Annotated in this window: 10 protein-coding genes; 8 read left to right on the forward strand and 2 right to left on the reverse strand. The window is 49.9% G+C overall.

Going from position 1 to position 15012, the window contains the following annotated elements; genetic code table 11:
• The first annotated feature begins 14 nt into the window (after window positions 1-14).
• Together NG42_RS13040 and NG42_RS13045 are read left to right on the forward strand one after the other, a co-directional pair.
• Window positions 15-1607 carry an ABC transporter substrate-binding protein gene (locus tag NG42_RS13040; RefSeq protein ID WP_052899895.1) on the forward strand — a complete coding sequence of 531 codons (1593 nt, stop codon included), beginning with the start codon at window positions 15-17 and terminating at the stop codon, window positions 1605-1607.
• 1117 nt (window positions 1608-2724) lie between these two features.
• Window positions 2725-3468, forward strand: coding sequence for a helix-turn-helix transcriptional regulator (locus NG42_RS13045; RefSeq protein ID WP_052899896.1), 744 nt, complete (start codon window positions 2725-2727; stop codon window positions 3466-3468).
• On the opposite strand, the gene NG42_RS13050 is transcribed toward NG42_RS13045, so the two are convergent.
• Window positions 3382-4086, reverse strand: coding sequence for an acyl-homoserine-lactone synthase (locus tag NG42_RS13050; protein WP_053115655.1), 705 nt, complete (start codon window positions 4084-4086; stop codon window positions 3382-3384). The genes NG42_RS13045 and NG42_RS13050 overlap by 87 nt on opposite strands.
• A 630-nt stretch (window positions 4087-4716) precedes the next feature.
• Window positions 4717-5640 (reverse strand): LysR family transcriptional regulator, encoded by a 924-nt coding sequence (locus NG42_RS13055; protein WP_052899897.1) that lies wholly within the window; start codon window positions 5638-5640, stop codon window positions 4717-4719.
• 152 nt (window positions 5641-5792) lie between these two features.
• On the opposite strand from NG42_RS13055, the gene NG42_RS13060 reads away from it, so the two are divergent.
• The 6 genes from NG42_RS13060 to NG42_RS13085 all read left to right on the forward strand — a co-directional run bounded on the left by NG42_RS13060 (window position 5793) and on the right by NG42_RS13085 (window position 15003).
• A complete protein-coding gene (locus NG42_RS13060; RefSeq protein WP_052899898.1) occupies window positions 5793-7220 on the forward strand; it encodes a M20 family metallopeptidase in 1428 nt (475 codons plus the stop codon).
• The gene (locus tag NG42_RS13065) at window positions 7220-8500 is read left to right on the forward strand and encodes an MFS transporter (protein WP_052899960.1); all 1281 of its coding nucleotides are present in this window, start codon (window positions 7220-7222) and stop codon (window positions 8498-8500) included. Before NG42_RS13060 ends, NG42_RS13065 begins: the two co-directional genes overlap by 1 nt.
• Before the next feature lie 194 nt (window positions 8501-8694).
• On the forward strand, window positions 8695-11736 hold the full coding sequence (locus NG42_RS13070; protein WP_052899899.1) for a non-ribosomal peptide synthetase: 3042 nt from the start codon (window positions 8695-8697) through the stop codon (window positions 11734-11736).
• A gap of 211 nt (window positions 11737-11947) precedes the next feature.
• Window positions 11948-12268 (forward strand): PTS sugar transporter subunit IIB, encoded by a 321-nt coding sequence (locus tag NG42_RS13075; RefSeq protein WP_052899900.1) that lies wholly within the window; start codon window positions 11948-11950, stop codon window positions 12266-12268.
• Window positions 12268-13602 carry a PTS sugar transporter subunit IIC gene (locus tag NG42_RS13080; protein WP_052899901.1) on the forward strand — a complete coding sequence of 445 codons (1335 nt, stop codon included), beginning with the start codon at window positions 12268-12270 and terminating at the stop codon, window positions 13600-13602. The genes NG42_RS13075 and NG42_RS13080 overlap by 1 nt, the downstream gene beginning before the upstream one ends.
• Window positions 13603-13614: 12 nt before the next feature.
• Complete coding sequence (locus NG42_RS13085) at window positions 13615-15003, forward strand: glycoside hydrolase family 1 protein (RefSeq protein ID WP_052899902.1); 1389 nt, start codon at window positions 13615-13617, stop codon at window positions 15001-15003.
• Window positions 15004-15012: the final 9 nt, after the last annotated feature.

Raw genomic sequence — 15012 nt, forward strand, 5'->3', positions numbered from 1 at the left:
AAGCGAGGATGGAGATGAAAAAAACGGTTACACGGTTTGCTGTGGCGGCACTGACGCTGGCGCTAGCATCAACGGTTTCGGCAAAAACATTGGTATTTTGCTCGGAAGGTTCGCCTGAAAACTTTAATCCACAAATTTACACTTCCGGCACCAGCGTTGATGCCAGCGCGGTACCGGTATTTAACCGGCTGGTTGATTTTAAAGTCGGTACCACTGAGCTGACTCCGAGCCTGGCAGAACGCTGGGATATTAGCCCGGACGGAAAAGTGTATACCTTTCATCTGCGCCAGGGCGTGAAGTTCCACAGCAATAAAAGTTTTACCCCCACGCGTGATTTCAATGCCGATGATGTGATTTTTTCTTTCATGCGCCAGAAGGATCCCAACAACCCCTATCACAAAATATCCGGCGGCGCATATACCAACTTTGAAAGTCTCGAGTTTGGTTCATTGATTACCGCGATTGATAAAGTGGACGACCACACTGTGCGCTTTAGCTTGTCACATGCTGAAGCGCCATTCCTCGCGGATCTGGCGTGGTACTTTGCCTCGATTCACTCAGCGGAATATGCTGATGTGATGCAAAAGGCTGGTACGCCAGAGAAAGTAGATATGGAGCCAATCGGCACCGGGCCGTTCCAGCTGGTGCAATATCAGAAAGATTCGCGCATTTTATATAAAGCCTTCCCGGAATACTGGCAGGGTAAAGCGAAGCTGGATCGCATCGTGTTCTCCATCACGCCAGACGCGTCGGTGCGCTACGCCAAACTGGAAAAAAATGAGTGTCAGGTCATGCCTTTCCCTAATCCGGCAGATCTGAAGCGCATGGAGCAAAATAAAGATATCGCGCTGATGCAGAAGGCGGGACTGAACACCGGTTTCCTGTCATTTAACACTCAGAAAGCCCCACTCGATAACGTCAAAGTCCGTCAGGCGCTGACGATGGCGATCAATAAGCCTGCAATTATTGCGGCGGTATTCCAGGGAACCGGCACGGTAGCAAAAAATCTGCTGCCGCCAGGCGTCTGGAGTGCAGACAAAGATCTCAAAGATTACGATTACGATCCTGAGCAAGCTAAAGCGCTGCTGAAAGCCGCTGGCCTGCCTGAGGGAACGACTATCGATCTCTGGGCGATGCCGGTGCAGCGTCCCTATAACCCGAATGCGCGCAGAATGGCGGAAATGATTCAGGCTGACTGGGCAAAAGTGGGTATCAAGGCCAATATCGTCAGCTTTGAGTGGGGCGAGTACCTGAAAAGGGTAAAAAATGGTGAACATCAGGCGGCACTGATGGGCTGGACAACCGCAACCGGTGACCCGGATAACTTCTTTGGTCCGCTGTTTAGCTGCACATCAGCGAAGGGCGGTTCCAACTCGGCGAAATGGTGCTACCAGCCGTTTGAGCAGCTGATTACCGAAGCGCGGGCAGAACAGGATCAGAACAAACGTACGGCGCTGTACCTGCAGGCACAGAAAATTATGCATGAGCAGGCACCGGCAGTAATGATTGCACATTCAACCATCTTCGAACCGGTACGCAAAGAGGTATCAGGCTACGAGGTCGACCCCTTTGGTAAGCATATCTTCTGGCAGGTGGAGTTAAAGTAAGCGAAATGGCTCTTTCCGCAACGGGAAGGGCCGGTTTCCTGTACGGGAAATCTGGAGTGGGTGGCGAATCACGAGTTATTCAGATTTAGAATGGTAAGTAAATCGATGATAAAGGCAACAGCAGAAGAGGTCGTTAGTCCGGAGCTTTTATTTTTTAAGCGTTAACGCTTTATATCAGCAGCTCCAGACCAGCGACAAATATAACAATGGACAAAAGTTTCCCTGGTGCAGGATTGTCCGTCAATCTGTTTCAGCAAGAACAGATTTTCAATGGTGATTATCTGCAGCTTTATTAACTGTCTGGCTGTCTATGGAAAAGACTTTAAATGATCTTATCGATTAAAACTAGTTGGACTTAGGTATAGGTAAGCACTGTACTTTTATTTATGCACGGTGATGAACTAATAAGTTGTGCCAGCTGTAAACAGGAAAGGCGGTTATTTTTAATTTATGGGGAAACAATTAGTCAGGTAATAAAAGCTGTCCATGTGAAGAGAGGGAGATCGAAAATTGCACGGATACTTCCGCCGGGAGAAAGTAAGGATTATCTTCGGTGAATATGAAGTTGATAAGGGGCTATTATCATAACCTCATGAAATTTAAGGTAAAACACTGATGATGTCAGAGGGGTGGTCATTTTTCATCACACCGTTTACGCCAATAAAGTGATAAATTTCTTTATTGTCGATTTTCATTAAATGCGCTGTCAATGTGTCGGATTAATCATCTGCGGATGCCTGTCAAATCGAAGGTTTTTAAAGGGGGATACAGGCTGTTTCGCCAGGGTAAAGCATGCGCGGGCACGCGTAAACCTCAGTGGGTAAGATTAACATTGGCTGATTTTACTGATAGCGAAAAGATTTTTTACAAATTTCACCGTTAAAAGTTATAAAAGGAAATATCTGATTAACCCAATGGCAAACCGTGGGGGCTTGCAAATTTCTTTCCGGCGGCGAGAGATAATTAATATCGAGAGATAATAAATTATTAAAATATTATTATTGTAAAAAGTATTGCATAAAAAATTATAGGAATTTTTTTAATATACTAAAGTTTTGTTTATGTTATACTTCACCTCCTTGTTAAGGACTGTCATGGGCGATAAGCGGAGGAGTGAGTGTCTAATCTATTCTTCAATAATGAATTTATTAACAATACGATAAAGGATTATCTGGAAAGGAAACTGGATGGTTATCAGAACATCGAGTATGCCTATGCCATAATGAATAAGAAGAACCCGGCACAGTTCACCATCATCTCAAACCGTATGGAATGGTTCCAGATTTATACGGAAAATAATTACCAGTTTATCGACCCGGTTCTTATCACCGCCTCACACAGAGTGTCGCCATTTTCCTGGGATGAAAACATTGCCATCAAATCCGGTCTGAAAATCCCCAAGATTTTCGATATGGCACGTAATTATGATTTTATCAACGGTTATACCTTTGTGCTTCACGACCAGAACCATAACCTGGTTGTGCTCTCTATTATTATCGATAAGCACAGCGGTGATAATATGGAAGAGAAAATTGTAAAAAGCAAATCAGAACTTCAGATGCTGTTGATCACAGCACATGAAAAACTGCTATTACTCTATCAAGAAGTTAACAGCATTGCCGAAAATGAAAAAATAGATAAAGAGATATTTTCTAAGCGTGAAAATGAAATTATCTACTGGGCAAGCATGGGGAAAACCTATCAGGAAATCGCCCTTATCCTTGGGATAAAACTGAGCACAGTGAAGTTCCATATCGGCAATGCTGTAAAAAAATTAGGTGTTACTAACGCCAAGCATGCCATAAGGCTGGGCATTGAGCTGCAGCTTATCAGACCGGTGCTGCCTGACGCCAAACGATAATGGCCATGAAGCTAACTGATTGTCTGATAAAGAGTTTTCTTTCTTTATCCGTTCGATGAGGATGCGCTGATTATGGTCATCTACCGGCATAAAAATTAAGTAAATTTTCTCATTCTTTTCTGATAAGCCCTGCTCGACCACTGAAATAAGCCATCCGGAGCGTTTAAAAATAATAAACATCGGGTGGCTGACAATGGCAAAAATCCCTTCATGACCAGCATGCCGACTGTAATTGATCATCGATAAAAAAAGTATAGTACTGATAGGTTGCTGGCTGATACCCAGTGTTCTGGCGCGTTCTTTATCGATAAACAGCCTGCTGGCATCAACATAGTTTCCCTGTGGAAGTTCTATATTATTAAAGTAGGATTTAAATGTACCGGTTATCATGTTGTGGTATTTGGTTTCAATAAACCGGATGCTACAAATTACCAGGTTTTGATAAACACCAAATAAATAGGTGGTATGACTATTGTCATATTCATCGAACTCCATGTTGTTTTCGCAATTAACTATCCAGTCCAGGCGATCCTTGAATGTTTTCTTTCTTAGTGTAAATAACTCCTCGGACCTGTTGTCGGACAGCAAGTTGTAGTTTACATCGAATATTTTTAACATTTTGATAGTTCCTAAGTTAATTATTTCCTGCAGCATTTTTACATACCCTTAAAAGAACTTTATCATTAAGGGGGAGGCAAGTAAATAATTCGATAAGCCCTGGTGTACGTTTGATTACATAATCTTTGAGCAAACTCAGCGTTTTGATTTATTTTTCAGAATCAGCGGGCATTTTTATGTCGCAATGTGTTTGTTTTTGTACGGATTGTTTTATAAAACTTATGTTATGGCAGGCTAAGATATTGATAGGTCAACAAGTTTTCAACTCTGTCAGCGGATAAGATCATTCTGAATCAGGCAGTTAGCGGCATTGGTCACGTGCGAGGTCGGGTAAAAATTACCTGAGGTAAGTAAGCGAAAGTGAATAGCTGCTTTAGTTAAGGATGAATATTATAATTTTATTAATATTTTGTGGCATTAACAGTTGAAACTTTGATCGGTTTTCACCCCCTGATGATTGGCACTGGTGAGTTAATTGATTACTTAATGATTGTTGGTCAATAACAACGGAAATTAACCATCGTCGCCGATGATTGCCGCTGGCAGTTTTTAGTCTGATTAACTTCTTCAGCGCAATGTATTGGCGTCATTAACTGTCTGTTGCAGTCCGCACGGCTTTGCTTTCGGCGATCAAAAGCCGAACTGGCGCTGTGCCACTTCGCTTTGTTGTTTCAACTCGCTGCTGGCAAATTGTAAAAACAAGCGCAGTGCCGCACTGTGCTGGCGACCTGGCGGGGTCTGAATCTGTAAGGTTCGCTGGCTAAGCTGTTCGACACCAAATTTTTTCAGTATCAGGTCGTGTTCTTGTGGTTGATACATGACGGTGAAATGACTGCACAGGGTGATTGCCTGTGGCGAATTGAGCACAAAATTGTAATGGCTGGAAAAGTAGTTGCAGGTGAGCACCGGCTCAATAAAGGTCCCACTCATCTGGCAGGCGAGATCGAACAGCTGCCGCACCGTGGTGCCTGATTCCGGCAAGGCGACCGGATAATGGACCAAATCGCTTAGCGTCACCTGTTGCTGTGCCAGCGGATGCTGCTGTTTCATCACAATCAGCACCGGCGCGGCGTAAGAGGCAATCACATCGACACCGCGCTCCGGGTGTAAACTGAACTGGAACGCCACATCACATTCGCCATCGCGAACGCTGTCTGCGACTTGTTTGCCGCTCCCCACTTGCAGGCTGAAAGTCACCGCCGGATTCTGCTGGCGAAACAGGGCGAACAGGGTGGGTAACAGATAAAACGCCATACCGTCGGTACAGGCCACGCGAATCAACGTGCGGCGCACGGCGGTCAGCCCTTTGATTTCAGCGATAGCATGTTCCATATCCAGCAAACTTTTGCGCACGTGATTTTCGAAAATCTGCCCGGCTTCATTCAGGATCATACCGCGCGCATGACGTTCAAACAAAGGTACGCCGATTCGCGCTTCCAGCCGCTGGATCTGGCGGCTTATCGCTGAGACCGCGACATAAAGTTGCTCACTGGCCGCACTTAACGAACCGGTGTTAGCGACTGCCAGAAAATAACGAATTTCACTGCTGTGCATTGACCTGCCTCATAACGGTGCATGCCTTGTTATCGGGCAGCGGAGCTTTGCCTTTAAAGCAACGATTGTTTCAAAAATTTATAATTGTGGCAAAGCGTGATTTTAGCTTAGATGATTCCAATAACAAAACAGACAAACACAACAGGCAAAATATGACAGGTGAACAAGCAGTCGCGCTGGCAACGGCGTATTTCGACAGTGGGGAATTTAAATCAGTACTGGCACGGCGTGTAGCGATGGTCACTGAAAGTCAGCGCGACGATCGTGATGCCGAATTACAGCGCTATCTTGATCACGAGATTGCCCCGGCGCTCAGCGAATTAGGTTTTAAACTACATCAGTTTGCTAATCCGCAGGCTGAAAACCGCCCGTTTCTGATTGCCACGCGCGTCGAGAATCCGCAGTTACCCACCATGCTCTGCTACGGACATGGCGATGTGGTGTTCGGCGATGATGAAAACTGGCGCAGCGGGTTGACGCCGTGGCAGCTGGTGGAAGAGGGCGACCGCTGGTATGCACGTGGCAGTGCGGACAATAAAGGACAGCACAGCATTAATATTGCCGCGCTGGAGCAGGTTTATAAAGCACGTGGTGGTCAGCTGGGTTTCAACTGCACTTTCCTGTTTGAGATGGGAGAAGAGATCAGTTCACCGGGGCTGGCGGAAATTTGTCAGCAGCAACAGCAACTGCTGAAAGCGGATCTGTTTATTGCCTCTGACGGCCCACGTCTTAACGCTGTGCGTCCGACTCTGTTTCTCGGTTCTCGCGGCTGCATTAATTTTCGTCTAAGCATCAACGCGCGGGCAAAAGATTATCACTCCGGCAACTGGGGCGGCCTGCTGAGTAATCCCGGCACGCAGCTGGCGAACGCTGTCGCCTGCCTGGTCAATGAAAAAGGACAGTTGCAGGTTGCAGCACTGAACCCCCCGGCAATCAGTGCGGCGGTGTGCGAGATCCTCAGCGATATCGATCCGGCGGGCAGTGAAACCGACCCTGAGATCGATAGCCGCTGGGGTGCAGAGGGGCTGTCGCCTGCCGAGCGTCTGTATGGCTGGAATACCCTCGAAGTGCTCTCTTTTCTCACCGGCAACCCGGCGCGGCCAATGAATGCCATTCCCGGCAAGGCCACTGCCGTTTGTCAGCTACGTTTTGTCGTCGAAACCGACTGGCAGCATCTGGCGCATCACGTCAGTGAGCATCTGCGGCTGCATGGGTTCAGCAACGTCGAGGTGGAGGTTCTTCGCGGTTCACCCGCGACCCGCCTCGATCCGACCGATCCGTTGGTGGGCTGGGCGCTGGGGATAATGGATAAAACCAGCGGCAAGAAACCGGCGCTGTTACCTAATCTCGGCGGCTCACTGCCAAACGACGTATTCTCCGATATTCTTGGCTTACCCACTTTGTGGATTCCGCACTCCTATCCCGCCTGCGGTCAGCACGCGGTCGACGAACATATGCTGAAATCCATTGCGCGTGAGGGTTTGCAGATGATGACCGCGCTGTTCTGGGATCTGGGGGAACAGGGTGCAGCGTTGATTGCGCAGCATCAGGCACATAAAGCATCGAAGGGGACAGCATGATGAGTGACGTCGTGGAACAGCAGCATGTTTACAGCCCGGCAAAACCCAATCTGCATAAAACGCTGTTTGCAACCTGTATCGGCAATGCGCTGGAGTGGTTTGATATTGCGGTTTATGGCTTCTTTGCTAACTATATTGCCCACGCTTTCTTCCCGACCGAGGATGCTTCGGTTTCGCTGTTACTGGCGCTGGGAAGTTTTGGCGTGTCGTTTCTTATCCGACCGCTGGGTGCGGTGGTACTCGGAGCCTATGCCGACCGTGAAGGACGTAAAAAAGCGTTGTTGGTGTCGATCTCGCTGATGCTGCTTGGCGGTGCGATCATTACCTTTATGCCGACTTACGCCACTATCGGGCTGGCCGCACCGCTACTGATTTTGCTGGCGCGACTGATTCAGGGCTTTTCTGCTGGCGGCGAGTTCGGCAGTTCCACCGCGTTTTTAGTCGAGCATTTCCCTGAGCGTAAAGCCTTTATTGCCAGCTGGCAGTTTGCCACCCAGGGGGCGAGTACCCTGATGGCCTCGGCTTTTGGCCTTGGCCTGACGTACTGGTTAAGCGAGGCGCAGATTCAGGAGTGGGGCTGGCGCATTCCGTTTGCCTTCGGGCTGATTATTGGCCCGGTTGGTCTGTATATTCGCCGTCATCTGCATGAACCTGCCAGCTTTAAGCCGCAGCGGGATAACCCGCGCACACCGCTGAAAACCCTGGCCGGTCGGCAGAAAGAGCTGTTGTTGCTGGCGATTGGCCTGATGGTTATCTCCACTGCAATCAACTATATGCTCAACTATGTACCCACCTGGGCCACGAAAAACCTGTATCTGCCGGGATCGGTGGCCTTTACCGCCACACTGATAGCCGGGGTGATTCTGACGGTGGTCACGCCATTGATGGGGCTGTGGGCTGAAAAGATAGGGCGTATGCCGCTGATGTGGGGCTCCTTGATTCTGTTAGTGATAACCATTTATCCGGCGTTCAGCATGGTGGTTAACCACACCACACCGCTTACCCTGATACTGTTGGTTGGCTGGATGGCATTGCTGAAATCGGTCTATTTCTCTACCGTTCCGTCGTTAATGGCCGATCTGTTTCCGGTGGAAACCCGTGCCAGTGGTATGGCGATCAGTTACAACGTCGCCGTCACGGTGTTTGGTGGTTTCGCGCCGCTGATTTGCAGCTTGCTGATCACGGCGACCGGCACCAGTCTGGCACCGAGCTATTACCTGATGCTGCTGGCGCTGCTGAGTGGCTGGGCGTTGTTGCGCAGCCAGCGACGACTGGCGTAACTGACAGTTTGAAAGCGGCGGAAGCCACCACGCGCTTCCGCCGTCCCTGCTCATTTTTGCCACGGTTAAAATTAAGAAATACTTACTATTCAAACTGATATTCCTGCTGAGTAAAAATTGTCCAGCCAGTGCTTTTGCTAAAATAAAATTACCTTATACTGCTTATTCTGACAGGATCGTTAAGGTGAACGACTATGGAACAGTTTTTTCTCCGCAGTAATGGACATAACATTGGTCAAAAATCTGCCCCGGCAAATGAAAGTGGCTTAATCGATTTATTTCTGAAGCACGTTAACGCCTCCCCGCAACATCCCGCGATTATTACGCCGGAGCATACGGTTAATTATGCGGAGCTGGCCCAGCGAGCCAGCGCACTGGCAATCTGCCTGCAAGAGAGGGATATCGATTATGAAATGCCGGTGGCCATCTTGCTGCCGCCGGGTATTGAAAATATTATCTGTCAGCTGGCAATATTATGGTCAGGAGGCAGTTGTGTTCCCCTTGATCCTGGGCTGCCTGATACCCGGCTGAGTTACATGCTGCAAAATTTAGCGGTTGATGTGATTCTGACAAATAAGAGTGCGCGCCGCGATGATTTGCCCGGTCGGCAGATACTGCTGGAGAACATCACGCCACCGGCTGGTGCAAAACAGCCAATCTCCCATTATAAACTACAGCAGCATCACCGCAGTCATATCTTATTTACCTCGGGTTCAGTTGGTCGTCCGAAAGCGGTGGAGATTGAAGCCAGAGGTATTATTCGTCTGGTATTGAATACGCATTATGTGAGTTTTTCCACTACCGATCGCGTGGCAGCAATTGCCAATCCGACATTTGATGCCTCACTGTTTGAGGTTTGGGGAGCGTTGCTTAACGGTGCCGCGGTGGTCATTATCCCGAAGGAAACGGTGGTCGACCCCTGGTTATTTGCCAGCGCACTGCAGCAATATTCAGTCAGTGTCATGTTTATTACCACGGCACTCTTTAATCTGGTGGCCACCACTTGCCCGCAGGCTTTTCGTTATCTCAATACTCTACTGGTTGGCGGGGAAGTGGCCAACCGCGCGACCCTGATCAAAGTGTTAAACAGCGCGCCGCCGCGTCATTTAATTGCGGTATATGGCCCGACTGAGTGCACGGTGTTTGCGCTGAGCTGTGAACTGCATTCGGCAGAAGAGGTCAGCGAAGATGTCCCGCTTGGCCTGCCGATTGATAATACCTGCGCCTGGGTGCTGGATAACCAACAACAGCCGGTTGCCGCCGGGGTGATCGGCAACCTCTATATTGGCGGCGAAGGCGTTGCGCGGGGCTACTGGAATCAGCCGGAGCTGAATCACCGGCACTTCAGCACGTTCCAGACCGAGGGCGAAAGCCAGCCACAACGCCTTTATTTCACCGGCGATTTAGCCTGGCAGCGCGATGACGGAATGTTTATGTTTGCCGGTCGGCTGGATAACCAGATTAAGATCCGCGGGCACCGGGTAGAACTTGAAGAGATTGAGCATCAGCTACTGGAGAGCGAACTGTTGCAGGCCGCTGCCGTCTGTGTGATTAAAAGTAGCCGCGCAGAACCATATCTGATCGGCTTTATCGTGCCGGTTTTACCCAACAGATTTGCCAAGAGCGAAATTGAGCTGTGGCTTAAACAGCGTCTGCCCGGCTATATGCTGCCGCGCATGATGGTGGTCAACAGTCTGCCGATGACCGCCAGCGGCAAGATTGATCGACGGCGGCTGCTGGCCGAATTCCAGCAAAAGAATTGCCTGACACCTGCGGATTTTGACACGCAGCATAACGAGTCAGTTATCCTGCGCATCTGGCAAGAGGTGCTTGATGCACCTGAGTTAACCCTTGATGACGATTTCTTCCAGTGGGGGGGGAACTCCTTGCAGGCGGCCAGAGTGGTGACCGAGGTAGGCCGAAGCCTGGGGCGGCGAGTGTCGGTGCAAAATCTTTACGACGCACCCTCGCCGCGCTGGATGGCGCTCAGCCTGCAACACGATGAAGCGGGAAAACCTCAGGATCCCTGCGCGATAATGCGCAATGACAGTCGGTTACCTCCCGATATTCAGCCCCATGCCAGCCCGCTGACCGCCAGTCGCAACGTGGTGTTACTGACCGGAGCCAGCGGTTTTCTCGGAGCGTTTTTCCTGCGTGACCTGCTGCTACAGCATGATACTGAGCGGGTGATTTGTCTGGTAAGGGCTGCCAGCAATGCCGAGGCACGGCTGCGGCTTAAGCAAAATTTGCAACAGTATGGCTTGTGGCAGCCGGCATTTGACGGGCGCATTGAAGCACTGGTCAGCGATATCGCACAGCCGCATCTGGCTCTGGATAAAGTGAGCTACGAACATCTGGCACAGCAGTGCGATCTGATATATCACCTGGCTGCGCATGTTAATTATATTCAGCCTTATTCGGCACATTATGCTGCCAATGTGCTCGGCACGCTGAATGTTTTACGTTTTGCGGTAAAGGGAAAAACCAAGCCGTTGCACTATGTTTCAACGATTGCGGTATTTGGTCCGGCAAGTTTGCTTTCACCGGTAACGCGTATTTATGAAGGCGACGATCTGGCCCCGTTCCTCGCGGGAATGCAATATGCTTCCGGTTATTCACAAAGTCAGTGGGTAGTTGAACAATTAATCTGGCAGGCAAAAGAGCGCGGTATTCCGCTGGCCGTTTACCGGCCTGGGTTTATCACCGGAGACAGCGAGAGCGGGGCAGGGAATCCATCCGATTTTATCGCCCGTTTGATAAAAGGCTGTATTAAACTCGGCGCATCGCCACTGTTATTTAACCAGCGTGATGAGTTTGTTCCGGTTGATTATGTCAGTGCTGCGCTGTTACATATTTCACGCAATCATGCAAATCTGGCTAAAGCCTATCATCTGGTGCCACCCGATCCAGAACAGTCGGTCGATTTTAATGCTTTCTTCGAATTGTTAAATCAGTGTGGTTATCCGTTACAGCCGCTGAGCTATACCGAATGGCTGGCACGGCTGGAAGCGGATCAATCCGCAGAAAATCCGTTAACGCCGCTGTTACCGATGTTGTCCGAAGCGGTGTATCGGCAAAAAACCCGCTGGGAACTGTATGAAAATATGCCGGTATATGATGCGAGGAATATGAAACTGGCAACAGAAGAGATGTCCTTTCCGCCATTTATACCGATGAATCACCCGCTGTTAATGCGTTATCTTAATTACTGGCGTGCCACGGGAATATTGACCTAACCGACCGTCATCAGCACTGAGGGATCCTGAAAACAGCCTGTTCAGGATCTCTTACTGTACCCGTCACTTAAAGCCGCGTGATGTATTTCACATCCCGCAGGTGAAGTGAGACGGGTTTCTTGAGTCAGCTCTCATTATTGCTTAATTTGTCTGGAAACCGGTTTCCATATCGTTTCCACTCACTGTCAATCACCGACAGGGAGTACACGTTATGCACAAGATTATGCTTTGTTGTTCCGCCGGGATGTCTACCAGTTTACTGGTGCGAAAAATGCTGGAAGAAGCCGATAAGCGCGGGCTGGATGTTGATATCGCCGCTTACAGTGCCACAGAATTTGACGACCGTTTTGCGGATTACCAGGTGGTGCTGCTGGGGCCACAGATAAAATATATGCTGGAGAGTCTGGCAGAGAAGACCGCCGCGTCTGGTATCCCGGTGGCACCGATTAATATGATGGATTACGGTATGCAGCGTGGCGATAAGGTGCTGGATTTTGCCCTTGAGCTGATCGCCGAAAAAGGAGCAGCCTGATGAGCTCGGTCTATCAGGTGTTAATCACTATCATCGAGCGTAAAATCACGCCGATGGCCGGAGCGGTGGGTCAGCAACGCCATGTTATCGCGATTCGCGATGGCTTTGTTGCCGCACTGCCGTTTATGATCATTGGCTCATTTATGCTGGTGTTTATCTTTCCGCCGTTCTCACCGGACACAACATGGGGGTTCGCCCGCGCATGGCTGGACTTCTCGGTGAACCATCGTCAACAGCTGATGCTGCCTTATCACCTCAGCATGGGGGTGATGACCTTTTTTATTTCAGTTGGCATCGGTGCCAGTATTGGTAAGCATCATAAACTTGATCCGGTGATGACCGGTTTACTGGCTTTTATGGGCTTTCTGTTGGTGGCGGCGCCTTATCAGGATGGCAAAATCGCCACCGACTACTTCTCCGGTCAGGGAATTTTCACCGCCATTATTACCGCACTGTATACCAGTGAAGTGTATGCCTGGCTGAAACGCCACAATATTACCATTCGCTTACCGAAAGAGGTGCCGACCGGCGTCGCGCGTTCGTTTGAAATACTGATTCCGGTGATTGTGATTGTCGCTACGCTGCATCCGCTGAATCTGCTGATTGAATCCTGGACCGGAATGATTATCCCGCAGGCGATAATGCATCTGCTGGCTCCGCTGGTATCGGCCTCCGACTCTCTGCCGGCAGTGCTGATCTCGGTGCTGGTCTGTCAAGTGCTGTGGTTCGCCGGCATCCATGGCGCGCTGATTGTGACCGGAATTATGAATCCTTTCTGGTTAACCAACCTTGCGGCGAACCAGGCAGCGCTGGAAGCGGGCAGCCTGTTGCCGCATACCTATCTGATGGGATTCTGGGATTTTTATCTGCTGATTGGCGGCGTCGGCTCAACCCTGCCGCTGGCCTTTCTGCTGTTACGCAGTCGCGCCGTGCATCTGCGCACTATCGGTAAGATGGGGGTGGTGCCGAGTTTCTTTAATATCAACGAACCGATTCTGTTCGGTATGCCGATTATTATGAATCCGCTGTTTTTCCTGCCGTTTATCTGTGTGCCGATGATTAACGCGGTGTTTGCCTGGACGGCGACTAAGCTGGGCTGGGTGGCGCAGGTGGTGTCGATGGCGCCGTGGACCACGCCGGGCCCCATTGGCGCTTCATGGGCTGCCAACTGGGCGCTAAGTCCGGTATTTATGTGCCTGTTCTGTATGCTGATGTCGGCGCTGATGTATCTGCCTTTCCTGCGCGTTTATGAGCGCACTTTGCTGCAACAGGACGCCGAAAAACAACAGGCTGACGCTGCTGCGCAGAGTAACGATCTTCCCGCCCGTACCTGAGGAGAAATTTCCATGCAATATCAGTTTCCTGACAATTTCTGGTGGGGTAGTGCCAGTTCGGCACCACAAACCGAAGGTCACAGCCTGAGCGGCGGTAAAAGCGCCACGATCTGGGATCACTGGTTTGCCCGACAGCCGTCGCGTTTCCACCAGCAGGTTGGGCCGGCAGAGACCTCGGGTTTTTATCAGCACTGGCGTGATGATATCGCCTTGCTGAAGCAACTGAATCACAACACTTTTCGCACCTCGATTTCATGGGCACGATTAATCCCGCAAGGACGTGGTGAGCTGAATCCGCAGGCGGTGGATTTTTATCAGCAGATGATCGATGAGATGCTGGCGCAGGGCATTACGCCGTTTATTAACCTGTTCCATTTTGATATGCCACTGGTGATGCAGCAGCAGGGCGGCTGGGAAAATCGTGAAGTGGTTGAGGCGTATGCTGAATATGCCGATAAATGTTTTCAGCTGTTTGGCGATCGGGTTCAGCACTGGTTCACTTTTAATGAGCCGATTGTGCCGGTTGAGGGCGGTTATTTATATGACTTTCACTATCCGAATGTGGTGGATTTCAAACGCGCCGCGACGGTGGCGTATCACACCATGCTGGCTCATGCGCTGGCGGTTAAAAAATATCGTCGACGTCAGCAGGGCGGTGAAATTGGGATTATCCTCAATCTGACACCATCGTATGCCCGCTCCGGGAATCCGGCAGATCAGCAGGCGGCGAATATTGCCGACCTGATGTTTAATCGCAGTTTTCTCGATCCGGCGCTGCGCGGTGAATATCCGCAACAGCTGGTGGAATTACTGGCACAGCATGGACAGCTACCCGAATGCCAGCCGGGCGATAGCGAACTGCTGGAAGCTGGCATCGTCGATCTGCTGGGAATCAATTACTACCAGCCGCGCCGCATTAAATGTCGTGACTCGCTGGTGAATCCCGACAGCCCGTTTATGCCGGAGTGGTTTTTTGATCACTATGAAATGCCGGGTAGAAAAATGAATCCTTATCGCGGCTGGGAGATTTATGAGCCGGGGATCTATGACATCCTGACCAACCTGCGGCAAAATTATGGCAATCCGCGCTGCTTTATCTCGGAAAACGGTATGGGCGTTGAAAATGAAGGGCGCTTTGCACAAGCTGGTCAGATCCAGGATGATTACCGTATTGATTTCGTTCGTGAACATTTGCAGTGGGTACACCGCGGTATTGCGGAAGGCAGCAACTGCCTCGGCTACCATATGTGGACTTTTATCGACAACTGGTCATGGTGTAATGCCTATAAAAACCGTTATGGTTTTGTCCAGCTGGATCTGCAAACGCAGCAGCGCAGCGTGAAAAAAAGCGGTGAATGGTTTGCCCGCACCGCCAGCGAGAACGGTTTTTCCGGCCAGTAGTAGTAGCAA

The organism is Winslowiella iniecta, from assembly GCF_001267535.1.
Classification (GTDB): Bacteria; Pseudomonadota; Gammaproteobacteria; order Enterobacterales; family Enterobacteriaceae; genus Erwinia; species Erwinia iniecta.

Bases quoted from the DNA above. Each gene is read 5' to 3' on its own strand.
- NG42_RS13075 (WP_052899900.1), top strand. From the start codon at position 11,948: ATGCACAAGATTATGCTTTGTTGTTCCGCCGGGATGTCTACCAGTTTA.
- NG42_RS13050 (WP_053115655.1), bottom strand. From the start codon at position 4,086: ATGTTAAAAATATTCGATGTAAACTACAACTTGCTGTCCGACAACAGG.
- NG42_RS13060 (WP_052899898.1), top strand. From the start codon at position 5,793: ATGACAGGTGAACAAGCAGTCGCGCTGGCAACGGCGTATTTCGACAGT.
- NG42_RS13085 (WP_052899902.1), top strand. From the start codon at position 13,615: ATGCAATATCAGTTTCCTGACAATTTCTGGTGGGGTAGTGCCAGTTCG.
- NG42_RS13065 (WP_052899960.1), top strand. From the start codon at position 7,220: ATGAGTGACGTCGTGGAACAGCAGCATGTTTACAGCCCGGCAAAACCC.
- NG42_RS13055 (WP_052899897.1), bottom strand. From the start codon at position 5,640: ATGCACAGCAGTGAAATTCGTTATTTTCTGGCAGTCGCTAACACCGGT.
- NG42_RS13080 (WP_052899901.1), top strand. From the start codon at position 12,268: ATGAGCTCGGTCTATCAGGTGTTAATCACTATCATCGAGCGTAAAATC.
- NG42_RS13040 (WP_052899895.1), top strand. From the start codon at position 15: ATGAAAAAAACGGTTACACGGTTTGCTGTGGCGGCACTGACGCTGGCG.
- NG42_RS13070 (WP_052899899.1), top strand. From the start codon at position 8,695: ATGGAACAGTTTTTTCTCCGCAGTAATGGACATAACATTGGTCAAAAA.